The sequence below is a fragment of the Oceanobacter antarcticus genome, assembly GCF_044962685.1.
In the GTDB taxonomy this organism is placed as follows: Bacteria; Pseudomonadota; Gammaproteobacteria; order Pseudomonadales; family Oceanobacteraceae; genus Oceanobacter; species Oceanobacter antarcticus.
The window spans coordinates 44,838-67,328 of the sequence record NZ_JBBKTX010000012.1 but is presented as its reverse complement, the minus strand read 5'-3'; the positions used below and the strand labels follow the sequence as shown (position 1 = coordinate 67,328).

20 protein-coding genes are annotated in these 22,491 nt (G+C 54.6%); 3 read left to right on the top strand and 17 right to left on the bottom strand.

The window, feature by feature from the left end:
- Positions 1-100 precede the first annotated feature (100 nt).
- The 13 genes from WG929_RS11025 to WG929_RS10965 all read right to left on the bottom strand — a co-directional run bounded on the left by WG929_RS11025 (position 101) and on the right by WG929_RS10965 (position 15,905).
- Positions 101-1,360 (bottom strand): TRAP transporter large permease, encoded by a 1,260-nt coding sequence (locus WG929_RS11025; protein ID WP_416206058.1) that lies wholly within the window; start codon positions 1,358-1,360, stop codon positions 101-103.
- A complete protein-coding gene (locus WG929_RS11020) occupies positions 1,354-2,070 on the bottom strand; it encodes a TRAP transporter small permease (protein ID WP_416206057.1) in 717 nt (238 codons plus the stop codon). The genes WG929_RS11025 and WG929_RS11020 overlap by 7 nt, the downstream gene beginning before the upstream one ends.
- Positions 2,067-2,768 carry a class II aldolase/adducin family protein gene (locus WG929_RS11015; protein ID WP_416206056.1) on the bottom strand — a complete coding sequence of 234 codons (702 nt, stop codon included), beginning with the start codon at positions 2,766-2,768 and terminating at the stop codon, positions 2,067-2,069. Before WG929_RS11015 ends, WG929_RS11020 begins: the two co-directional genes overlap by 4 nt.
- Before the next feature lie 38 nt (positions 2,769-2,806).
- The gene (locus WG929_RS11010; RefSeq protein WP_369855522.1) at positions 2,807-3,661 is read right to left on the bottom strand and encodes a VOC family protein; all 855 of its coding nucleotides are present in this window, start codon (positions 3,659-3,661) and stop codon (positions 2,807-2,809) included.
- A 205-nt stretch (positions 3,662-3,866) separates the two neighbouring features.
- On the bottom strand, positions 3,867-4,796 hold the full coding sequence (locus WG929_RS11005; RefSeq protein WP_416206055.1) for a LysR substrate-binding domain-containing protein: 930 nt from the start codon (positions 4,794-4,796) through the stop codon (positions 3,867-3,869).
- A 329-nt stretch (positions 4,797-5,125) separates the two neighbouring features.
- Positions 5,126-5,689, bottom strand: coding sequence for an AraC family transcriptional regulator (locus WG929_RS11000; protein WP_416206054.1), 564 nt, complete (start codon positions 5,687-5,689; stop codon positions 5,126-5,128).
- On the bottom strand, positions 5,689-7,524 hold the full coding sequence (locus WG929_RS10995; RefSeq protein ID WP_416206053.1) for a TIGR03545 family protein: 1,836 nt from the start codon (positions 7,522-7,524) through the stop codon (positions 5,689-5,691). Before WG929_RS10995 ends, WG929_RS11000 begins: the two co-directional genes overlap by 1 nt.
- Positions 7,525-7,529: 5 nt before the next feature.
- Positions 7,530-8,036: a TIGR03546 family protein gene (locus WG929_RS10990; RefSeq protein WP_369855526.1), complete on the bottom strand. Its 507-nt coding sequence runs from the start codon at positions 8,034-8,036 to the stop codon at positions 7,530-7,532.
- Between the two features lie 160 nt (positions 8,037-8,196).
- The gene (locus WG929_RS10985) at positions 8,197-11,307 is read right to left on the bottom strand and encodes an efflux RND transporter permease subunit (protein WP_416206052.1); all 3,111 of its coding nucleotides are present in this window, start codon (positions 11,305-11,307) and stop codon (positions 8,197-8,199) included.
- Between the two features lie 13 nt (positions 11,308-11,320).
- On the bottom strand, positions 11,321-12,463 hold the full coding sequence (locus tag WG929_RS10980) for an efflux RND transporter periplasmic adaptor subunit (RefSeq protein ID WP_416206051.1): 1,143 nt from the start codon (positions 12,461-12,463) through the stop codon (positions 11,321-11,323).
- A gap of 245 nt (positions 12,464-12,708) precedes the next feature.
- Complete coding sequence (locus WG929_RS10975; protein WP_416206050.1) at positions 12,709-13,227, bottom strand: DUF4124 domain-containing protein; 519 nt, start codon at positions 13,225-13,227, stop codon at positions 12,709-12,711.
- A 53-nt stretch (positions 13,228-13,280) separates the two neighbouring features.
- Complete coding sequence (recJ, locus tag WG929_RS10970; protein ID WP_416206049.1) at positions 13,281-15,008, bottom strand: single-stranded-DNA-specific exonuclease RecJ; 1,728 nt, start codon at positions 15,006-15,008, stop codon at positions 13,281-13,283.
- Between the two features lie 48 nt (positions 15,009-15,056).
- Positions 15,057-15,905: a DNA ligase gene (locus WG929_RS10965; RefSeq protein WP_416206048.1), complete on the bottom strand. Its 849-nt coding sequence runs from the start codon at positions 15,903-15,905 to the stop codon at positions 15,057-15,059.
- Between the two features lie 199 nt (positions 15,906-16,104).
- Between WG929_RS10965 and folK the strand changes: the two genes are divergently transcribed.
- Complete coding sequence (gene folK, locus WG929_RS10960; protein ID WP_416206047.1) at positions 16,105-16,530, top strand: 2-amino-4-hydroxy-6-hydroxymethyldihydropteridine diphosphokinase; 426 nt, start codon at positions 16,105-16,107, stop codon at positions 16,528-16,530.
- Here folK and WG929_RS10955 read toward each other — a convergent pair.
- Both WG929_RS10955 and WG929_RS10950 read right to left on the bottom strand, forming a co-directional pair.
- A complete protein-coding gene (locus WG929_RS10955; RefSeq protein ID WP_416206046.1) occupies positions 16,509-17,237 on the bottom strand; it encodes an SDR family oxidoreductase in 729 nt (242 codons plus the stop codon). The genes folK and WG929_RS10955 overlap by 22 nt on opposite strands.
- A gap of 119 nt (positions 17,238-17,356) precedes the next feature.
- Entirely contained in the window at positions 17,357-18,022 is a 666-nt protein-coding gene (locus WG929_RS10950; RefSeq protein WP_416206045.1) for a LuxR C-terminal-related transcriptional regulator, read from the bottom strand.
- 266 nt (positions 18,023-18,288) lie between these two features.
- Here WG929_RS10950 and WG929_RS10945 point away from each other — a divergent pair, with 266 nt between their 5' ends.
- Complete coding sequence (locus WG929_RS10945; RefSeq protein ID WP_416206044.1) at positions 18,289-19,662, top strand: MFS transporter; 1,374 nt, start codon at positions 18,289-18,291, stop codon at positions 19,660-19,662.
- Positions 19,646-20,389, top strand: a complete 744-nt coding sequence (gene ssb, locus WG929_RS10940; protein WP_416206043.1) for a single-stranded DNA-binding protein — start codon at positions 19,646-19,648, stop codon at positions 20,387-20,389. Before WG929_RS10945 ends, ssb begins: the two co-directional genes overlap by 17 nt.
- A gap of 145 nt (positions 20,390-20,534) precedes the next feature.
- Here the strand turns inward: ssb and moeA are convergent, their stop codons facing one another.
- Both moeA and WG929_RS10930 read right to left on the bottom strand, forming a co-directional pair.
- Positions 20,535-21,770 carry a molybdopterin molybdotransferase MoeA gene (gene moeA / locus WG929_RS10935; protein ID WP_416206042.1) on the bottom strand — a complete coding sequence of 412 codons (1,236 nt, stop codon included), beginning with the start codon at positions 21,768-21,770 and terminating at the stop codon, positions 20,535-20,537.
- On the bottom strand, positions 21,770-22,459 hold the full coding sequence (locus tag WG929_RS10930) for a fumarylacetoacetate hydrolase family protein (RefSeq protein WP_416206041.1): 690 nt from the start codon (positions 22,457-22,459) through the stop codon (positions 21,770-21,772). The genes moeA and WG929_RS10930 overlap by 1 nt, the downstream gene beginning before the upstream one ends.
- Positions 22,460-22,491 lie beyond the last annotated feature (32 nt).

The following is a 22,491-nucleotide window of genomic DNA, read 5'->3' as shown; positions in this document are numbered from 1 at the left end:
CTGGGCAGACAAGCTGCCATTGTTATTATTTGAGAGGTTTGACCAAACCATGGCCAGCGGTGAGCAACAGGGATGACCCGCTACTCATACATTATTTGGCTTAGATCAGCGCCGTAACGAGGAAAGGGAAAAACACCAGCAGCAGTACAACCAGCAACATGGCACCCAGATAAGGCCCCAATAGCCAGGCAATACGCTCGGCTTTGACACCGGACAAGGCAGAAGCGGTAAACAGCGCTGATCCAACCGGTGGTGTCAGTAAACCCAGCACCAGCGTCAGGCAAACCACGACACCAAAATGAAACGGGCTAATGCCATACACTGAGGTCGCAACCGGCAGCAATACCGGCACAACCAGAATCAGCGCTGGAATCGGGTCAAGTATCATACCGATGAGCAACAGCAAACCGGTCACCAGCAACAAAAAGACCAGTGGTGACGAAGACACATCCTGCAACCATGCTGCTGTAAGACCGGGCAAATTTTCAAAGGTAATCACCCAACTGAACACCTGTGCGGCAGCAATCAACAGCAACACAATGGCGGAACTTTGGGCAGTGCGTAGCAGTGCTGGCCAAAGGTTGGCCAGTTCAAACTCGCCGTACACATAACGACCCACCAGCACCGCGACTACAACCGCCAGCGCAGCGGATTCTGTCGGTGTCGCCAGGCCGGATAAAATACCGCCAATAATCGCCAGTGGCACCAGCCCGGCGGCAAGTCCGTTACGGAACGATGCCAGACGCTGACGCCAGCTCATACGCTGATTGGCGGGAAAATCGTGGCGACGAGCCATCCATCCAAGCAGGGCAAAAAATGCCAGCCCCAGCAACAGTCCCGGTATGATGCCGGCGATAAACAGGTCGCCGATGGAAATCTGGGCAATGACCCCGAAAATCACGAACAGCATGGATGGCGGAATAATCGGCGCCAACAGCCCACCCGCTGCGGTTAAAGCCACCGCCATGTCTTTGGGATAGCCAGCCCTTTCCATTTCCGGCACCGCAACACGAGTCATAATGGTGATCTGCGCCACGGTTGACCCCAGAATGGATGCCATCATCATATTGGACAGCAGGTTCACATAAGCGAGGCCGCCACGTACCGAACCAATCAGTGCCATCGCCATCGCCATCAAACGCCGGGCGATCCCGCCTTCGTTCATACACTCACCGACCAGAATAAACAGCGGCAACGCCAGCAAGCCGTAGTTTTCCAGGCCGCCAAAAAACTGCTGGGGATAGGAGCTGAGCAGTACCAGGTTACCGCTGCTATAGATATAGATCAGTGCTGTCATCGCCAACAGAAAGGCAATCGGTACACCAATAACCAACAATATAAAAAAGCCGGAAATCACCATGATTTTTCTCCTTTTACTGTCGTATCACCGGTTGTATCAGGAGTACCTGTGAACGCAGCAGCGGTCGTACCTTGCGTATTGCCGGTCGACCTCAAAGCCTGCAGACTGGTGACCAGTCGAACCCCAAGGTGCAATGCGGAACCCATCGCAAACAGAGGCAGAACCAGCCAGAACCAGACCTTGCGAAGCCCCAGCGTCATCGTCGGTTCTTCATAGATAAAATTGAACGTCGTCGCAGAATAGGCAGCCAAATCGCCATCCATTTGCCACAGGGTCAGAGGGTCGAACCAGCGCCATAGCATCAGCAGCAACAGGCCGATAAACACCAGCAGGATGCAAGTCACCAGGACGTCCATCAGCCGTGCCAGGGGTGCTGGCAAACGCTCAACCAGCAAGGTCATGGCGATATTGGTGCCATTATGCAAACTGGCGGCACTGGCCAGAAAAGCCATCCATACCATCGCCAGTACTGCAGCTTCATCCACCCAGAACAACGCCTGACCAAGCGCCCGCGTAACAATATTGAGCAATAACAAACCCAGCACCAGAGTGAGCATCACACCGGCTGCCGCCAGCTCTAGCTGAGCCAGCCGGGCACTCCATTTTGACAACATGATCAGTACTCCTGTTGGGTCAGGGCTAACGCCACGTGTCGCTGTGGCGGTTTCGACAACAGCAGTGGCAGCCAGGCTCGATGCCAGCGGATTCATTCCGGGTCTCCCCAGGTCAGGTAATCCCACATACGTTCAAAAATACGCCCGCTTCGGGTCGCTCGCTGGTGTGCTTCCGCCAGGCTCAACTCCCGCACCGCCTGCGCCATCGACAAACAATCCAGCTCTACCCGGGCGGCATCATTGAGATACCAGGTTAATGAAACAGCCTCTTCGAGCGAGATGGCGGCCGTGACCACGCCGTTGCCACGCATCACAATGGCACTGCCGTCACCAAGCTGATCTGCCAGGGCAGTGGCCGCCTCGTCAGACCGAATCAGTTGTGGGTCATCCCAGAGTTCCGGACAAGGGGCAAAGTAACTGCCCATACCGTGCAAGGCTCGAGGCGTTCGCCCCAATGCCGACAGCGACATCGCTGATGGCGGCATACTGCGAACCACGCCATTCACTTCCGGGCGGCGGCGATAAATTTCACGGTGGATACGGACTTCACCTAACACATGCTCAGGCAAATCACCGTCGATAGACACCACAGTGCCAGTATCCTGTGGCCCGATAGTGCCCAGCGGCTTGGGTGCGCACACCAGAAAATGTGTGGTACTGAGGCGAGTACTGCAATGGCCATAGGCGTGCACCAGACCATGGCGATCCAGTGCACGCGCCGCACGGCGAACCAGGATTTGGCTGGCAGCAGGCACAAGAATGCTCTCCTCCAGAGGGTGAGGATGTGTCGTCATAAATCAGATCTCGTGATCGGGGGCTGTGTGTGCCCGGCTTAACTCTTGAACTCAGGAATATCCGGCTTTGAACCCCACATGCAGAACCCGGATGGTTCCAGTGGGAACTGACGAGGCCGATGGGTCGCTTCATCAACCTCGGATACCCCGCAGGAATACTCATAGACCATGCCTTCCGGCCCCTCAAAGTAGAGGAAGCGGGCACCCGATGTCGGGTGACGGCCTGGCCCAAACACTACTTTTACACCCTGCTCTTGCAAGAAGTACCAGGAGCGCATGATGTCATCGATACTATCAACCTGATGGTTAATATGCTGAACACCGGATCGATTGGTCGGAAACAAGGCCAACCGATGGTGAATGGCATCCAGCCGTAACAGTGCCGATGGCCCGATCCAGTCACTCACTCGAGCATTAAAAACCTTGGTCCAGAACTGTTCATCACGGGCCGGATCTTTCGAACACAAACCGACATGACTAAAGCCGGTAATCCCGGCATCCCGTGAAGGGAAATAACGGCGGCCACTGGCATGAGGACGCCAAACCAGCTCGATTTTATTGCCGGTATGATCATGAAAGGTCAGAAAGGAATGGACATAACGCTGCTCACACTCGTCTTGCGTTCCAAACCGCACCAGCAAGCCATCCTGCTCCAGTTCCGCAGCGGCACAATCCAGTTGGCTGACGTCGCTGACTTCAAAACCGAGCGTATGATCGCCGGGGTCGCCTTCGAAATAACACAGCGTATGATCACGATCATCGGAGCGAAAGTAAGCACTGCCATGTTCCTGACGCACCAGTTCGAGACCGACAATACGGGTGGCAAAATCGATTGCAGCGGGCAAATTACGGGTACCAAAACGGACGTAACGAACGTCGGTAATATCAGACATCGTCAAACTCCTGCTTATTTTTATTGTGTGTCGTGCACGGGTTTCAGCGCTGGGCAGAACCTGTGTTCACGTTATGGATTTAATGTATTACACCCTCCCTATTGCTGGTAATGAATAATAGGCTCCCCGCCATAACCAGAGTAACTATCTCCCTGAATTCAACCAGTAACGCCTGCCTGCTTATCGTCATCTCCATCCTGCGGTGTTATTCATAACGCCGGGCCGTTGCCCGCAGCTGATCGACCAGACGCAAGGCCGCATGCGACAGTGGTCGCTCTTTTACCTGGCTGATACCCACCGCCCCAAAGGATCTCGCCGGACTAATCGGAATAGCAGCCAACAGGCCAGTATCCAGATCGGTTTGGATCACCTGGGTCGGAAACGCAGCAATGTAATCGGTTTCCATAATCAGACGCCGGTTGGTAATCACCGAGATGGACTCACACGGCGCGGCAGGCAAATCCAGTCCGGCATCGTGGAAAGCACTTTCGACCATTTGTCGCAAGGTGGTATCAGCCAGCGGCATGATCCAGGGCCATTCCAACAAATCACTCAGAGCCACGGCAGGTCGGGACAACAGCGGGTGCTGCGGACAGACGGCAAAGGTAATATTCTCCTCGTACAAGGGCTCCACTTCGAGACCGTCACGAAAGCGGTAGGCAGGAATACGCCCGACGATCATTTCGATAGCACCTTGCTGAAGTTGGGGAATCAGGTGGTCGTAGGTGCCTTCAATTACTGTCACCCGGATGCCGGGATAGGCGCGGTAGAGGCTCGCCAGCGCCCGAGGTAAAAAATCCGCGCCGCCCGCTGGCAGCACCCCCACCACCACATGGCCACTCAGTCCCGCATTAAGATCATGAATTTCCTGAGCCACACGCTCCAGCTGGGAAAAAATAACCCGTACACGTTCGACCAGCATATCGCCCATCGGGGTCGTGTGACTGCCACGGCTGGTGCGGGTAAACAGCTCCACACCCAGGTCGGTTTCCAGCTCGCGCAGTATTTTGCTGACGGCTGGCTGACTAAGATTCAGGCTTTCCGACGCTCGCACCAGACTGGGACTTTCCGCCAGTGCCAGCACGGCGCGCAGCTGCTGCAGTTTGACCCGACGTATCCAACTGAAATTCTGCATGATATTTCCCCATCTCTCCCGGCTGTAATCTGTCCTCAACAAAGTGCCCAAACAAGGCAACCCAAGCAAGACAATTCAGGATAACGGTTCGTTTCCATGTTGCGGTTCTGGGTTGCGGTTCTGGGGTGCGGTTCTGGGTTTCGATCCCATATTCCATAGCGTGACCAGAAGAACCATCTTCAACGGGCATGCAGCAATAAAATAACCAGGCAATAACCAGGCGAAGGTAAACAAGGAGATAAAACGAGGGAAATCAGAGCTATTATGGCCAGTAAGCAGCTGGCCACAGCCAGCCCAGGAGCTAGCGAGATGAATACAACCGCGTTATTTCAACGCGGCTCAACCGGTACAAGAATGTCCACCAGCGCGTTTTCCGGCTCCACAAACGGCGGGAACTGGACCCGCTCAAACAGACAAATCCCTTCGCCCGGTTCATAACCGGACGCCGGTAGCCAGTCGTTGATCAGCCAGTTCAACGCCACCCCCAATCCGGCTTCCCCACCCTGAATCCGCACACGAGCGTACTCACCTGAACCCAGCAAATGTAATCGGAATCCATCCGGCAAGGTCGTGGCGTACAACTCAGCCTTATGCGACTCCGGAATGCTGGCGGCAATACCAATATGCCAGTCACCTTCAACACCTGGCGCAGGGTAATACATCAGGTTAAATGTGCGACTGATGTCCGGGTGCAGATGCAAGAGCCGACGCTGTCCAATCAATTGGCGGATCGTGCCCGGCATTAATTCCAATGGGCCACGGTAATCCACCACCAGCAGGCTGAGTGATGGCAGTACCAGCAGATCCACCAGCCTGTCGGGGCGGATATAATTGGGGTCAAGCCAGTCCGAGGACTGGCTGATGACAACAGGTAGTGCAGTCGCCAGCGTCATTAAAACAGGCTCTTGAGCTTGTCTTTGGCTTTTGATTTCAGCTTGTCGGCTTCGTCATCTGCTTTGGCTTGTGCCTTGTCTTTGGCTTCCTGCTTCTGCTCGGCAACGTAGTCGTCCAGTTCGGCACGGGCCATGTCTTCCAGCTGGGCCAGCTTGTCGGTCAGGCTGCCATCTGCGGTGTTCAGAGCCTGCAGGTCGTCGGCATAGGGGCCAGCGTATTCGCTGATTTTGTCGTTTAATTTACTTTGCAGCTTGGCTTCCAGCTTGTCTTGTTGTTCGCGCAGACGCTGGTTAAAGGCGCTATTCAGCTGTTTGTCGATATCCGAACCAAACTCAAGTTTCGGACTGGTCAGCGCTCCGCTGGCGCGAGCATCGATGGTAAATTGCTTGATGCTGGCCAGTGCCCGTGTCAGCTCTTGGGCAAACACGGTATGTCCGGCACCACTGAACGCCGCTTGCCCAAACTGACCTTGCAGTCGGGAAGATAATTCATCCTTGCCCTTGCCGCTGGTGATCTGCGCCATCCCCTGCAATTGACCCATGGCTGATTCCAGCTGGGTATCACCCAACCCCAGGTTGACGCTGTCCAGCTGCCAGTCAGTCACATCCAGAGTCAGCGTATCGCGGCCGATGGCCTGACGATGATCCAGAATCATATTAAGTTTGAGGCCCTTGACCTTGTTGAGGCCGGCACCGTCAATATCGATCCGCGCCGGGCGTCCCAGTACCGCTTGCTGGTGGGTCAGGTCGGTGCCGGTAATGGCCAGGTTACCGGCACTGGTCTCGGCACTGATGCCACTGTGGCGAACCAGAAATTCTGGCCACGGGTTATTGGTCGGAAAATGGATATAACGGCCGTCAGGGCGCTGATATTCCGGCTCCGAGTCTTCGTCGTCACCGGAGGCGAGATAGGGTTTGATTTTTTCGTACCAATACAGCGCCTCGGTCGCCCACTCACCCGCCTGATTACCAAACAGCAAACCACTAAGATTGGCGGCACCCTGGGCGTTGAGCTGATATTTATCCCGAATGCTGGCAAGATCTTCACCCGGTGCGGCTTTCAGGTCTTTGAGTCGCTGGGTGATTTCAACCCGTGTTTCACCAATCAGATCCTTGGCGCTATTGGCGGCTTTTTTATCGGCCTTGAACTGGTCGCGCAGCGCTTCCAGGCGTTTTTTACGCTGGTTAAAATCATCCAGTGAGGTGATTTTTTCCGTGGTGATGGCTTTGACCTCCACTTCATATTGCTTCAGGGCAGCTTCGTCCGGTACGTCTGCCAGAACAGTATCCAGCTGTTGCTGACGACGATCGAAGGTTTCTGTAAACGCCTTGCCTGCGGCTTCGGTCTTGAGTGATTCCCGTGCCAGTATTTCTTCTGCCGATGGCAGCTGGCTCACCAGCGCTTCAGTAATACCGGGTTCTTTATCCTGATCCTGGCCGCTGCCACTGGTGCCGGAATCGGCCTTTTTTTCCAATGCCCCGGATGTCGTCCGGGCGGTATTAAAACGCAGGGTGTTGACGCTCAGATCATCAATAATCCCTTTTCCCATCAATAACGGACCGAGGTCGACGGTTGCAACAGCGGAGTCAAATTCCAGCAGGTTTTCCATCGGCTTGTCGGCGTTGGCAACCATCAGATGCTGCAGCTCGAAGCCCAGCGGCGACAAGGTCAGAGATACATGGTCAACACTTACCTTGGCACCGGCCGCCTTGCTGCCGACGCTTTCGATGGCCATTTTGACCAGCGGCCCGGCTGCCAGTAAAAAAAATGCGGCCAACAGCGCCACGACAGCAGCAAAGCCTATCAGTCCAGACCAGCGAATCCATTTCAACATGTCCGTTACCCCGCCACTGACTGGTAGATGGAATAAAACTTCGACGCTTTCAGCGCCTGCACGATTTTGAGTTTGTTAACCCAGGCCATCACCTTGCTGCGGTACTGTTTGATCAATACCTGCATCACCGCAAACAGCGGGGCCATGCTCACCAGTGCAATAACAAATCCGCCCAGGGTGAGGGTATGGTTAAAGCCCATCAGACGCCAGAAGTCGCTCTGGTAGAGTGACGTCCAGGTGTCAATCAGCGCCGGATTGGCCAGCAAACTCTCACCCAGCCGCACCGACAGCGGATCGATCAGCATGGCCAATAAAGAGAACAGCGCCAGGCCAAACAGGAAACTGGCGATATTGGTACGAATCAGTAACACCAGTAATAAAATCAGCAAATTATGCAGTCCCCAGAAGGGGGTCAGCGCTACAGGTAATGACAGACAAAGCGCCAGAGAAATTTGCCAGGGGGCGGTTTCTGAATTCAGAGCTTTCAGCAGATTGGCCAACATACTCAACATAAGCAGTTCCTTGCAGCATGTGCGGGTACAGATACAGGAAAGAGAGGTGCGCGTATTGCTGCGCCAATATAAAACCGGGCGGAGGATAAATCCACCGCCCGGTTCCGGGGTTGCCTGTTGACAGGTAGTTACAGGCTATAAGACATGTTACAGCACAGGATCAGGTGGTTTTCTTGTTACCACCCAGCCATTCGGTCAACTTGATCACCAGTACGTAAAAGACCGGTACAAAGAAGATCGCCAGGAAGGTGGCACTGAGCATGCCACCAATCACGCCGGTACCAATTGCCTGACGGCTCGCCGCTCCGGCACCCGTACTGATTGCCAGTGGCAATACCCCCAGTATGAATGCCATTGAGGTCATAATAATCGGACGTAAACGCAAGCGTGCTGCTTCTATCGCTGCGGCAACCAGCGGTTTTCCTTCTTCATGCAGCGCCTTGGCAAACTCCACAATCAGAATGGCATTCTTGGCCGACAGGCCAATGGTCGTCAGCAAGCCGACCTGGAAGTACACGTCATTGGCCAGATCCCGGCTGTACGTTGCCAGCAATGCACCCAACACCCCCAGAGGGACGACCAGAATGACCGCAAAGGGAACAGACCAGCTTTCGTACAGAGCCGCCAGGCAGAGGAACACCACCAGCAGTGACAGCGCATACAGCATCGGAGCCTGCGACCCTGCCATACGCTCCTGATAGGACATGCCGGTCCACTCAATACCCACACCCGGAGGCAACTTGGCGACAATCTCTTCAATCGCTATCATCGCATCACCGGTACTCATACCCGGTGCCGACTCACCCTGAATATTGACGGCAGGCACGCCGTTGTAACGTTCCAGACGCGGCGAGCCGTACTCCCAGTGAGTGGTTGCGAATGAGCTGAAGGGTACCATTTCACCTGCGTTATTACGGACGTACCACTTGTTCAGGTCGCCCGGTAACATACGTGCCGGAGCATCCGCCTGGATGTAAACCTTTTTCACCCGGCCCCGATCCAGGAAGTCGTTAACATACGCCGACCCCCAAGCGGTGCTGAGCGTACTGTTCACATCACTGACGCTCAGCCCCAGGGTTTTAACTTTTTCATAGTCGATATCAATACGGAACACCGGCACATCTTCCATGCCATTCGGCCGTACACGTACCAAACGCGGATCTTGCGCCGCCATCCCCAGCAACATATTGCGGGCTTGAACCAGCTTGTCATGGCCAATATTGCCACGATCCTGCAGCATGACGTTGAAACCGGTTGCCGTACCCAATTCGATGATCGGCGGCAGGTTAATGGGATAAATCACCGCATCTTTCACCTGACTCAAGGCACCCCAGGCGCGACCAATAATGGCACCAACCGACTGATCAGGTGATTGACGCTCACCCCATGGTTTCAGGCTAACAAACGCCAAGCCCTGGTTCTGGCCCTGGCCGGTGAAGCTGAAGCCGGAGACGGTAAACACGGAAGCAACCGAGGGTTCGTTCATGTAGTGCTCGGTAAGCTTATCCATCACTTCATAGTTGCGTTCCATCGTGGCACCAGCCGGTAGCATCGCCAGGTTCAGCAACACGCCCTGATCTTCTTCCGGCAGGAACGACGCTGGCAAACGCACATACAGTACCGCCATAACCACCAGCAAGCCGCCATACACCAGCACCATACGAATCGGGCTACGCAGGGTTCTCGAAACGCCGCCTTCGTATTTATCCGTCGCCTTGCCGAACAAGCGGTTAAACAGGCCAAAGAAACCGGATTCACCATGCCCATGTTTATGGGGTCGCAATAAGGTAGCGCATAATGCCGGAGTTAACGTCAGGGCCACAAACACCGATAACGCCATCGCCGATACAATGGTTAACGAAAACTGGCGATAAATAGCCCCGGTTGAACCGGACATAAAGGCCATAGGGACAAATACCGCCGACAACACCAATGCAATACCGATCAGGGCATTGGTAATCTGCCGCATCGAGCGTTTGGTCGCTTCCCTCGGCGACAAGCCTTCTTCTTCCATCACCCGCTCGACGTTTTCGACCACCACGATGGCGTCATCCACCAGCAAGCCAATAGCCAGCACCAGACCGAACATGGTCAGCGTATTAATGCTGTACCCCGCAATTGCCATGATGCCAAACGTACCCAGCAGTACCACAGGTACGGCAATGGTTGGAATCAGCGTGGCACGGAATTTCCCCAGAAACAGGAACATCACCAGGAACACCAGTACGATGGCTTCCACCAGGGTGTGGGCAACTTCTTCAATCGATAGTTTCACAAATGGCGTGGTGTCGTACGGGTAAACAATCTCCAGTCCCTGGGGGAAGAAAGGCTGCAGTTCGGCCAGTCGCTTGCGTACCGCTGCTGCGGTATCCAGTGCATTGGCACCACTGGCCAGCTGAATCCCCAGACCGGTTGCCGGCTTGCCATTGTAGCGACTGTCGACAGAATAGCTTTCAGCCCCCAGCTCAACCTTGGCGATGTCTTTGACGCGTATCTGGGAGCCATCCTGATTCACCTTGATCAGAATATTTTCAAACTCTTCCACGCTTTCCATACGCGTCTGGGCAATGATGGAAGCATTCATCTGCTGGTTGGCAACAGCAGGCAAGCCACCCAGTTCACCGGCTGGAAACTGGCTATTCTGCTCGGATACCGCCTGGCGTACTTCCAGCGGAGTCAGACCATAAGCCGTCAGTTTTTCAGGCTGCAGCCAGATACGCATGGAGTACTGGGCACCAAAGACGGTGATGCCACCAACACCTTGAACCCGAGACAGCGGGTCTTTCAATTGGGCAATACCGTAGTCCGCCAGATCGCTTTTGGTCAGGGTTCCATCACTGGACACCAAACCAATCACCATCAGAAAGCCGGTACGGCCCTTGCTCACCGCAACACCCTGGCGCTGCACTTCTTCTGGCAACAGCGGTTCGGCTTGCGATAACTTGTTCTGCACCTGAACCTGGGCAATATCTGGATCCATACCCGCCGCAAACGTCAGCGTAATGGTCGCACGACCAGAACTGCTACTGTTGGACGACATGTACAGCAAACCATCCAGCCCGGTCATATTCTGTTCAATCACCTGGGTAACACTGTCTTCCAGCGTCTGCGCCGAGGCACCAGGATAGGTTGCTTCAATACTGACCGACGGCGGCGCAATGGTCGGGTATTGCTGGATGGGCAGGTTCACCACTGCCAGTCCACCCGCCACCATAATCATGATGGCAAGTACCCAGGCAAAGATGGGCCTGTCGATAAAAAATCGGGCCATAATCCGCTACTCCTTATTGCTCTGCCGAGACATTAATGAGATGCGGGGCAACGGTTGCACCTGCCTGAATCTTCTGTAATCCGGCAACGACAACCTGTTCACCAACCTGCAAACCGGAACTGACCAACCACTGATCGCCTACCGCACGGGTGACGACCACCGGACGCGGCTGTACCACATTGTCTGCTCCAACCACCATCACGGTTGTGGTGCTGTCTGGATTGCGGGATACCGCTTTTTGCGGCACCAAAATAGCATTTTCGACCCGATCGTGAGCGATATTGGCCCGTACAAACATGCCAGGTAATAACAATCCGTTCTTGTTATCGAACAGGGTACGAATGTTCACTGTGCCGGTACCCTGGTCAACGCCTACATCGGTAAACTGGATTTTGCCGGTTTCGCTATAGGTCGATCCATCCTGCAACGCCAAGGAGACGTCCAGTGACGATGCCGAAGACTTCATACCCATAACCTTGACGGCCGGGCTTTGAACGTCGACATAAATCGGAGAAATCTGGCGAATCACCGTCAATGCCCCTTCTTGCTGAGCAGAAACCAACGCGCCTTCGGTAATACTGGAGCGCGAAATCACACCGGAAATCGGAGCGGTAATTTTGGTATAACCCAGGTTGATTTCAGCACTGCGAACGGCCGCTTCAGCCAGTTTGATCTGCGCTTCGGACTGCTTCCAGCTCGCCTGTGAGTCATCCACATCCTGACGGCTGATGGCAGAAGTACGGGACAATTCCTTGTAGCGCTCTGCTTTCAGTCGTGCACTGTAAGCATTGGCTTCCGCCACCGCCAATTGCGCGCGCGCACTGGATAGTTCGGCTTCATAAAGAGTTGAGTCAATCTGGTAAAGCTTGTCACCCGCCTTGACCTTGGCACCTTCATTAAAAAAGCGCTTGAGAATAATACCGGTTACCTGAGGGCGTATTTCAGCGACCCGATAGGCAGTTACTCGCCCGGCCAAGGTATCGGCCAGTTCAAATGACTGTGGTGCAAGCTGAACGACGTCCACCCCGGTGGGTGGCATTTGCTTAGCCGCCGATGCCGCCTGCTGCTCTTCTTCCTGACAGGCACTGAGGGTTAAAACCAATGCGGCCAAAAGCGGGAGTTTGAGGTAACCCGAACCTGCCTGATGTCTTCTCATACTGTCCTCTTGTATAAGCGAAACCGATGCTTGCCAGTGCTGGTTGATCATCCACAAGGCTCTGAATCAAGCCGGATGCGCAACCCAACCGCTGGTTAGCACAGATATATTTTCTGAATTGCAGCATTCTGGTGTAGCCCGGATGAAATGACTAGGGCATGCAAACGGAATGAATTGTTGGTATCAGAGCAATAGTTCTTGATAGCGACAATATTCTCATCCCGATTCACTCTGAATAGCCCGGTTTAATGGCAATATTCCCTGATCTTGTCGCGATAGGTATTTTTTTTATCGCGCTTTTTAACGGCATAGTTGATATCAGAGGTAAGGGATTTACTCGTATTCCGGTAAAGACGGCGGTACTTGTCGCAACGTTGCTGTTGTAATGCCTTGCGTTTTTGCTCCGCTGCTACACGGGCAGCCCGAGCTGCTTTTGACGCGGATCCAGACGATGTCGAGCTGGAAGAGGAGGATGACAAACCCTGCTTGTGCTCCGGTGCACTGGTGTATTCCGATATGGGTTGCAGTTCAACCTTGCTGGCGTCAATACCTGCGCTGGGGGGCGGTTCATCAGAGAAATGCAGACGCCCATTGTCATCACGCCACTGATAGATTTCCGCCTGGGTGTTGCCGCCCCAAGCCAGCACAATCAACAGTAATAACGCCAGTGCCAGGTGATACAAAGACCACTGATAACCATCTTTATCTGGATCTGGCACCGGGCATTCGGTATCGGCTGATATACATTTGTTGTCTGGAGCCATCCTGGCCCTCCTTGCCGTTATAAAGCGGAAACATTCCTTATCCGTTCACGGATTCACACAACCGCTGACAAATGACTCACCAGCAACTGTACACTCTGCCGCCCGCGAAACTCATTCACATCCAACTGATAAACCATATCCACCTGAGCAGCCGATGATGGCCACTGCCCGAGGTCAACATTAAAGCAAATCGCATCCAGTAATGCACCGCCGCTCTCGGGCTGCACCAGCATTTTGAGATGTTTGTCACCGACAATTCGCTGTTGCAGCACACAGAACCGGCCGCTAAAACCAGGGGGAGGAAATCCCTGCCCCCATGGCCCGGCCCAGCGTAACTGTTCCGCCAGCTCCAGAGTAAAATCGGTGGCTTCCAGCTCGCCATCCACATCGGTACGTTCAGCCAGATCTTCTGCGCCGAGTAACTGCTGGCAAATATCGGCAAATGCCTGAACAAAGGCGTCAAAACCACCGGCTACCAGTGTCAGCCCCGCTGCCATGGCGTGACCACCGAACTTGACCATTAACTGCGGATGGCGTTTGTGCAACAGATCCAGCGCGTCACGCATATGCAACCCGGCAATTGAACGCGCCGAGCCTTTTAATTCGCCCGTATCGGACAATGCAAAAGCAATCACCGGGCGATGTATTTTCTCTTTCACCCGCGACGCCAATATTCCGATCACACCCTGATGCCAGTCCCGGTGAAACAGACACACTCCGGCGGGGAACGCCTGACCCGTATCCAATACTGCCAGAAAACGTTCGGCATCAGCGGCCATCGCTGCTTCAATCTGACGCCGGTCGCGATTCAGTTCATCCAGCTGCAGCGCCATTTGTAATGCCAGCGCCGGGTCATCACACAGCAAGCACTCAATGCCCAACGCCATATCATCGAGACGCCCGGCAGCATTCAAGCGCGGGCCAACAGCGAAACCAAAATCGGCCGATACCACACGGGTCGAGGTTTTCCCTGCCACTTGTAACAACGCCTGAATACCCGCTACCGTGCGCCCGGCACGAATACGCCGCAAGCCCTGCTCAACCAGAATCCGGTTATTAAAATCCAGTGGCACCACATCGGCGACCGTTGCCAACGCCACCAGATCGAGTAACTCAACCAGGTTCGGCGCTGCGATCGCAGCCGAGGTAAAATAGCCGACCTCCAGCAACCGCGCCTTGAGTGCCAGCATCAGATAAAAAACAACCGTACACCCGCAGGCAGCCTTGCTGGGGAATGCGCAACCGGGCTGGTTCGGATTCACAATCGCCGCCGCATTCGGCAGCTGCTCGGCGGGTAAATGGTGATCGGTTACCAGCACCGGAATACCTTTTGCCGCTGCCGCTGCCACTCCCGCCATGGCAGCAATGCCATTATCGACGGTCATGATCAAATCCGGACGTCTGCTAACCGCGACCTCCACCAACTCCGGTGTCAGGCCGTAGCCAAAATCAAAGCGGTTGGGAACCAGATAGTCAATCGAGGTGGCTCCCATCAAGCGCAGGGCGCGAATCGCCAGCGCCGTGCTGGTCGCGCCATCAACATCAAAATCGCCAACAATCAGTAAGCGCTGATTCTGCTGAACAACCTGCACCAGCAAATTCACCGCCTGCTGCACCCCTTTCATTGAGTGATAGGGCAACAACTGCTGCAGCGACAACCGCGTTTGCTCGGCTGTTGTTACCCCTCGGGCAGCATATACCCGCTGCAATACAGGTGATATTTGCTCTGACGGCCCTGCTTGCCATGCGGCTGGCGACACCCGCTGTACGATTCGAACCATAAACTGCTCATCGTTAAATTCGTCAGTCTACCACCATCGGCTCCGCACTTATTCCTCTGGACGCACCCGAACAAAGCGGGCAAAGCGTGGTAGCCCATGGGCGGTATAACCGTTAAAGGCATAGCTAACCCGGCCTCCTCGGGGAGGAGGATTCTTGCGTAACGCATCCGTCAGGCCGGAGCCAAGACGAATTTCTCGACCATCGTCAGTCAATACCCGCAGTGCACCGGTCATACCCAGGTATTTACCCTTGCCCGGCACGTAGCCGATCACAGTACCTTCCGCATCCTGTAAGGGTTTGTATTTAAGCAAATCGTCGCTCCGCCGGGCCTGATAAAGCGATTGGCGACGCTTGAGCATCAAGCCTTCCCCGCCCTCAGCCAGCACACTGTCGAGTCTGGCCAACAAGGCGGCCTGATCATTCACCGTTTCCTGCCTGACCACATCGATACAGGGGGAATTCAGCTCCTCTACCAGGGTTTTGAGTAACCAGTAACGATCCGTAAACGTCACCGGACTGTCAGGTACGTCAAACGCCATAAAGCGTACTCCCTGCCAGGCCTCATCCTGCGGTTTGATCGCACGAACCAACAGACTGACCCGTTCAAAAGAACCGCGCCCTGCCCACAGTTCGCCATCCAGGGGCAACTCCGGCAGTTGCGCCAGAAACCAGGCCGGTGCATGAATCTGCAAACCACTGCGACTAAGCAGCTGCTTGCCATTCCAGTAGGCACGAACACCATCCAGTTTTTCGCTAACCAGATAAGCCGACGGGTCAAGGGACTCACGCCAGACTTTTGCCAGCATCAAAGGGGGGGAATGATCACCAGACGCCATAACCGGAACAACACACAGTCCAAACGCCAGAACCAGAGTAAACAGCCAGATAATTTCCATATCAGCCTCCTTGCCGCATCCAATAGCTTCACAATTTTTACAATCAAGACGATAAGTAGAGCAACAGCTTGCCCGTAATTAACAGTACCGTTTTATCCAACAACGTCAATGTTTACGAGAATCCGGGATAACAGAATCACTTGACAGCTGACACACCGGTTTCACATTCTTGTACAACTTTTCATCGGTGGGAGTTGTTATGGCATTTTATCTGCTTGGCCTGGGCAGCAATCTAAACCCGGATGAGCACTTGCCACTGGCACGACAGGCACTGCTTCAGCACTTTGAGCTGCTGGCGACCTCTCCCGAGCTGGAAACGGCACCCGTGGGTGATACCTTTCAATACCCCTTCAAGAATCAGCTGGCGGTAATCAGTACTGGCCTGAGCGCCACTCGGGTCAAGGAAATATTACTGGAAATCGAACGTACGTTAGGACGCGAAGCCAAATCCCCTGCTCGCAAACTCAAGGATCGCACCATCGACCTGGATATTCTCGCCGAAGGCAGTGCTGCGCCCGAATGTTTTAATCAGATCCTCGACGAGAGCTACTATCGCCGGGTGCAGCAAATCTGGCAGCCCCTGTTCGCTACTGGTAACACACATCAATCCGCACTAAAGATCTGATCGTAACGATTGGCGACAAAACGACCGCCGTCGACCCGCATCACCGACCCGGTCACTGCCTCGTTATCCAACAGATAATCACATGCCTTGATGATGGCACCATAGCCCAGTTCATGCGGCACCAGAGATTGCGACAATACCCGCTGCCGATAGGCATCATCATGATCCGGTAAAAACTGGATCGGCCCCGGTTGAATCACATTAACCCGCACCCGACCCGCCAGACGCTGCGCCATGCTTAAGGCCCAATTTTGTAATCCCGCCTTGCTGGAGCAGTACGCACTGAAACGCTGATTGGGAAGATCGGCATAAATATCGGCAAGCACCACCATTGCAGCTCCCGCGTTCCACTGATGCTCCAGACACTGGGTAATCAAGGCCGGAGCCACAATATGAACATTCAGATGCGCCGTCAGATGCGCCGCCTGCTCTGCCGGGGTATGGCCGCCTGCGGCATCCGGAACAAAACAGGAAGCATTATGAATCACCGCATCAAATGCTGGCTGATGCTGCAACTGCTGGCATAACCGCAAGGTATCCGCAGTATCTGCGAGATTGGCTTGCAACAAGGACAAACTATCATGATCCGGTAGCTCGCTGACCGTATTATAGTGGCCGACCACCTGCCAGTCCTGCTGCAAAAAATGCAACGCCAGCACCTTGCCCAATCGCCGCCCCGCCCCGGTAATCAGTATCCGTTTCGACATACAACACAACCCCCTTGCACAAGTGCCACCCAGCTTAGCGGCTTTGAAAACAGAGACAAAGGAGAGAACCATATATCGGGCGGCCCTTACCTGGTCATCGGTATACATGACCAAATACATCAGACCGACAGATGTTCCTTGGCCCAATTAATTGCCTGCACCCGGTTCTTGACGCCCACTTTTCTGAACAAGTTGTACAAATGGGTTTTCACCGTATGAGTACTGAGTTCCAGAATTTCAGCAATAGCCTGATTCGTCGCACCCGTCGCGACCAAATGCAGAATTTCAGATTCCCGACTGGTCAGCGACACCGGAGGAGGTTCAAATGCACGCGGGCGTTGCCGGGTACGTTCAAGATGAGCATTCACCAGCTTTCGGGGGAGCCAGAGTTCCCCTTTAAAAACAGCTTCTACGCCCCGAATCAATTGCTGTTGGGTTGAATCGCGATAGAACAAGGCACACACCCTGGGCCAGCAAACAAACGACTCCATGGCATGACGCTGGGGAACATTAAACAATGCGATGGCAGGCGAGGTGTCGTCATCTTCTTCATAGACTGTATCCAGCACCTTGGCGAGGCGCTCGGGGCGGACACCATCGGTGTCAAACATCAATAACGTTTGTCCATCAGCAGGCAAACAGGCTGGCGGCCAAACCAGCTCATGTACAAGCTGGCTATGCATGCCCAGTTGACCTTGGATATAGGCCAGCAACACCGTATTTTGCAGATTCTGGCGCCCGAACAACAGGATATGACGCCTACCCGCGTCGTCTTGCAGATGCATAACGTCTCTCCTTGACTCAACCTCACCACCACGGGCGACATCCTGTCCGCAGCAGTTTCAGATAATTCTACCCTAACAACCGGTCAAAAAAAGAGCGCTGGCCTGTAGGGCTGGCAAGTTTTTGTGGAATTTAACGAGAAGCACAGGCTCCCATGCGTCATTGCTGAAAACGGATCGTTATTCCTGTTAAACTAGCGCACTTTTTTAAACCCGACTGCCGTCACCGACCCCGGAAGCCAGGGCTGGGCCCTCTCATTGGACTTCGCATGACCGCCATACCTGAATCTGCTCAACAGCGCGCTATCGCATCACTCGCCGCTCTCTATACCCTGCGTATGCTGGGCCTGTTTATGGTACTTCCGGTATTGATGCTGGATGGCCTGACACTGAAAGATGCCACTCCCCAACTCCTCGGACTGGCAATGGGTGTCTATGGTCTGACCCAGGCGTTACTGCAGATTCCTGCAGGTGCCCTGTCAGATCGTATTGGCCGCAAGCCGGTCATTGTTGTCGGGCTGCTGATTTTTGCGGCAGGCAGCCTGATTGCTGCCCATGCTGACAGCGTTTACGGCCTGATTATTGGCCGTGCCCTGCAAGGCGGCGGTGCCATTGCCAGTGCCATCATGGCGTTGGTCACTGACCTCACCAATGAACAGAGCCGGATGAAAGCCATGGCCTTTATTGGTGCCAGTATTGGCCTGTCATTTTCTGTCGCTCTGGTACTGGGCCCCTGGTTATCGAGTATCGGTGGATTATCGCTGATTTTTACACTCACTGGCGTGCTGGCACTGGGGGGCATTGCCGTGACCCTGCTACTGATACCATCCCCCCCAAAAACCCATCACCGCGACTCGGTGGCGGTACTCAGCGAAGTTCGATTGCAGCTGGCTAATGGCTCACTCTGGCCGCTGAATATCGGCGTTTTTGTACTTCATGCCTTGATGGTGGCCATTTTTGTCGCTATTCCACTGCAGCTCACCCGGCTTGACCTGCCAGCAGAACAGCACAGTTACCTCTACCTACCAGTATTACTGCTGGCGTTTGCCCTGATGGTGCCACTGATAATCATTGCAGAAAAACGCCGCCAGATGAAAAATGTTGTGCTGATTGCAGCGACCCTGATTCTGATCGCTCTGCTGCTCATGACACAAGCCGCCACCCTCTGGCAATGGGCAGGACTGATGCTGATCTATTTCCTCGGTTTTAACCTGATGGAAGCCAGCTTGCCCTCCTGGCTCAGTAAAATAGCTCCGGCCGGAGCCAAGGGCAGTGCAATGGGCATTTATTCCAGCATGCAGTTTCTGGGGGCTTTTGCCGGGGGCAGCATTGGCGGCTGGGCACTATCGTATTGGGGGGCAAGCAGCGTGTTTGCCATCTTTGCCGCAGCTGTGTTGTTATGGGGACTGCTGATGGTGGCAACACCTCCCCCCCGCCATCTCACCAGCGTGCGGTTGGCCTTGCTACAACCATTAACCCAATATCAACACCGAGCTTTGCTGGCGCTCAGCGGCGTAGCCGAACTGACCGAATTACCTGAAGAACAGGCCGTTTATTTAAAGGTGACGGCCAGCGAGTTTGATCAGGAACTGGCACAAGCCATTACACATACAACAGGAGAATCTTATGGGTCGCAGCGTTAACAAAGTGACACTGATTGGTACTCTGGGCCGTGACCCTGAAGTACGCTACATGCCTAATGGCAATGCCGTTGCCAACCTGACAATGGCGACCGATGAGAGCTATAACGACAAGCAAACCGGTCAGAAAGTGGAGCAAACCGAATGGCACCGCCTGGTGGTCTACGGCAAGCTGGCTGAAATCGTTCAGCAATATCTGAAAAAAGGTTCCAAGGCCTATTTTGAGGGGCGTCTGAAAACCCGGGAATGGGAAAAAGACGGCGTTAAGCGCTATACCACAGAAATCGTCTGCAACGACATGATGATGCTCGACAATCGTAATAATGGTGGTGGCGACATGAGCGGGGGTATGGGCGGTGGCATGAACAGCGGTTATCCGCAACAAGGGGCAGCCGGCATGATGAACCCGGCCGTTGCTCCGTCACCGGCTCAAGGAGGAATGGGCGGACAAGGCTATGGCCAGCCGCAACAACCAGCCCAGCAAGCGCCAATGCACAACCTGCAGGGTGGTTATCAGCAGCCGTATCAACAACCGGCCCCTGCGCCGCAACAGCCGCAACAGCCGCAACAGCCGCAACAGCCGATGCACCAACAACCACAACAGGCACCGCAACAGCCAACATCTAGACCGCAACAATCACCCGGTGGTTATCAGCAAGCGCCAGCCCCCCAAGCCGCACCGCAGCCGGGCAACAGCTTTGATGATTTTGACGACGACATTCCGTTCTAGGATTTCGTCTGGTACCACGTACATGCTCACCACAGCCATGTACATGTTCACCACGGCCACGCACGGAGGCGGGCCCTACGTGGCTGTCCGCAACACTGGTGAATTTTGCGCACATGTTAACTGCGGCCACGCACGGAGGCGGGCCCTACGATAACAACCCGTCAAACAGCTCAACCTGGACATATTTACCTTCTTCCAGGCTGGCCGTATCCCCATCAAGCAGGATATAGGCATTAGCTTCCGCCATGGTGCTCAGCAGCGCTGATCCCTGACGGGCCAGAGGTGTCACTGCAAGTATGCCATCGGCTGTGGTTGACACCACCGCCCGCTGAAATTCCAGACGTCCAGGTCGACGGCGTAACCCACAGGTTAATCGGGCGCGCATTTTTAATCGTGGTGGTGTCTTTTCTCCAGCCAGTTTTTTCAGCATCGGCACCACCAGCTGATCAAAGGTAATCATGGTGGATACCGGATTACCCGGCAAACCGGCAAACCAGCTATTAGCTAAACGGCCGAACGCAAAGGGCTTGCCTGGCTTAATGGCCAGCTTCCACAACCCCACCTGACCCAGTTCATCCAATACTTGCTTGCTGAAGTCTGCTTCTCCAACCGAGACGCCACCGGATGCAATGACCAGGTCAGCCTGATTGTCAGCATTCTGGTAAGCCAGGCGTAATGCCTGCGGGTCATCTGGCACAATACCAAAGTGAATGACCGTACAACCCAGCCGCACCAGCAGTGCGGCCAGCACCTGACTGTTGGACTCGTAAATCTGTCCCGCTTGTAATGCTTGTCCGGGGGCCACCAGTTCGTTTCCGGTTGCCATAATCGCAACTCTCACCCGGCAACACACCGCCACACGGTCAATCCCCAGGCTCGCCAGCAGACCAATATCTGCCGCCCGTAAACGCCGCCCGGCTGATAACACGGTATCACCAGAGGCTATTTCCTCACCTCGATGACGAATATTGACGGCCGGTTTTACCGCAGCCAGAAAACGTACCTTGCCGTTGTCACCCAGCTCGGCATCTTCCTGCATGATGACGGTATCCGCTCCCTCTGGCACCATGGCACCGGTCATGATACGAGCACATTCACCCGGCAAAATCGGCTGGGTAATGGCGTCTCCCGCCAGAATGCGCTGATTAATGGTGAGCCAATCAAACTCTGTCAGATCCTCCACCCGCACGGCATAACCATCCATGGCGGAATTGTCTGCCGGAGGCAGATCCAGGCAACTCTGAACGTCAGCTGCCAGCACCCGACCATCAGCTTGTGACAATGGAATCCATTCCTGCTCATGCAGCGGCGACAACTGCGACAGGATTTGCTCCAGTGCTTCGTCCAACGTTTGCAAACCAGGGGCATCACAAGAAGCCATTACTTACCTCCCTGCTCTTCAGCATTTTGTCGCGCCACAACCTGGCACGAGACCGACAACCAATCTTGCAGGGTCGCCGTTAACTGGTCGCCTGGCTCAAGCGGCCCCACTCCAGCCGGAGTACCGGTCAATACCAGATCGCCAGGGTTCAGAGTAAAGTGCTGGCTGATTTCAACCAGCAAGTCAGCCACCGGAAACAGCATCGCCGCACTGCTACCTTGCTGCTGCATGGTGCCATTACGCAATAGCGACACATTCAGATCGGCCCAGTCATTCACTTGCTCTGCTGCCACAAAGCGGGAAACCGGGCAAGCACCATCAAACGCTTTGGCACGCTCCCAGGGGTGGCCTTTCTGTTTCAAGCCATCCTGAACATCCCGCAGCGTCAAATCCAGTGCCAAACCAACTCCGGCGATTGCCGCCAATGCCTGTTGATGATTGGCGAATGATAACGGCTGCCCGATCAGCAGGGCGATTTCCAATTCGTGATGCACGGCACCGGCATCAACCGGGATCGCGATTTCCCCTTCCATCGCCACGATGGCGTCAGCAGGCTTGATAAACAACAATGGCTGTTCAGGGACAGGATTATTTAATTCGGCGGCGTGAGCAGCATAATTACGGCCCACACAGACGGCTTTGCCAATAGCAGACAAAAAAGGAACATCATTCAGAAACGGATAGTACATGGCAAACCTCGGCTGGCGTCGAAGGCGTTACT

What these genes read in the sequence shown, in the direction of transcription:
- WG929_RS10980 (WP_416206051.1), bottom strand. Translation starts at nt 12,463, where the DNA reads ATGAGAAGACATCAGGCAGGTTCGGGTTACCTCAAACTCCCGCTTTTG.
- WG929_RS10950 (WP_416206045.1), bottom strand. Translation starts at nt 18,022, where the DNA reads ATGCATCTGCAAGACGACGCGGGTAGGCGTCATATCCTGTTGTTCGGG.
- folK (WP_416206047.1), top strand. Translation starts at nt 16,105, where the DNA reads ATGGCATTTTATCTGCTTGGCCTGGGCAGCAATCTAAACCCGGATGAG.
- WG929_RS11005 (WP_416206055.1), bottom strand. Translation starts at nt 4,796, where the DNA reads ATGCAGAATTTCAGTTGGATACGTCGGGTCAAACTGCAGCAGCTGCGC.
- moeA (WP_416206042.1), bottom strand. Translation starts at nt 21,770, where the DNA reads ATGGCTTCTTGTGATGCCCCTGGTTTGCAAACGTTGGACGAAGCACTG.
- WG929_RS11015 (WP_416206056.1), bottom strand. Translation starts at nt 2,768, where the DNA reads ATGACGACACATCCTCACCCTCTGGAGGAGAGCATTCTTGTGCCTGCT.
- WG929_RS10930 (WP_416206041.1), bottom strand. Translation starts at nt 22,459, where the DNA reads ATGTACTATCCGTTTCTGAATGATGTTCCTTTTTTGTCTGCTATTGGC.
- recJ (WP_416206049.1), bottom strand. Translation starts at nt 15,008, where the DNA reads ATGGTTCGAATCGTACAGCGGGTGTCGCCAGCCGCATGGCAAGCAGGG.
- WG929_RS10965 (WP_416206048.1), bottom strand. Translation starts at nt 15,905, where the DNA reads ATGGAAATTATCTGGCTGTTTACTCTGGTTCTGGCGTTTGGACTGTGT.
- WG929_RS10945 (WP_416206044.1), top strand. Translation starts at nt 18,289, where the DNA reads ATGACCGCCATACCTGAATCTGCTCAACAGCGCGCTATCGCATCACTC.
- WG929_RS11020 (WP_416206057.1), bottom strand. Translation starts at nt 2,070, where the DNA reads ATGAATCCGCTGGCATCGAGCCTGGCTGCCACTGCTGTTGTCGAAACC.
- WG929_RS11000 (WP_416206054.1), bottom strand. Translation starts at nt 5,689, where the DNA reads ATGACGCTGGCGACTGCACTACCTGTTGTCATCAGCCAGTCCTCGGAC.
- WG929_RS10955 (WP_416206046.1), bottom strand. Translation starts at nt 17,237, where the DNA reads ATGTCGAAACGGATACTGATTACCGGGGCGGGGCGGCGATTGGGCAAG.
- WG929_RS11010 (WP_369855522.1), bottom strand. Translation starts at nt 3,661, where the DNA reads ATGTCTGATATTACCGACGTTCGTTACGTCCGTTTTGGTACCCGTAAT.
- WG929_RS10975 (WP_416206050.1), bottom strand. Translation starts at nt 13,227, where the DNA reads ATGGCTCCAGACAACAAATGTATATCAGCCGATACCGAATGCCCGGTG.
- WG929_RS10985 (WP_416206052.1), bottom strand. Translation starts at nt 11,307, where the DNA reads ATGGCCCGATTTTTTATCGACAGGCCCATCTTTGCCTGGGTACTTGCC.
- WG929_RS10990 (WP_369855526.1), bottom strand. Translation starts at nt 8,036, where the DNA reads ATGTTGAGTATGTTGGCCAATCTGCTGAAAGCTCTGAATTCAGAAACC.
- WG929_RS10995 (WP_416206053.1), bottom strand. Translation starts at nt 7,524, where the DNA reads ATGTTGAAATGGATTCGCTGGTCTGGACTGATAGGCTTTGCTGCTGTC.
- WG929_RS11025 (WP_416206058.1), bottom strand. Translation starts at nt 1,360, where the DNA reads ATGGTGATTTCCGGCTTTTTTATATTGTTGGTTATTGGTGTACCGATT.
- ssb (WP_416206043.1), top strand. Translation starts at nt 19,646, where the DNA reads ATGGGTCGCAGCGTTAACAAAGTGACACTGATTGGTACTCTGGGCCGT.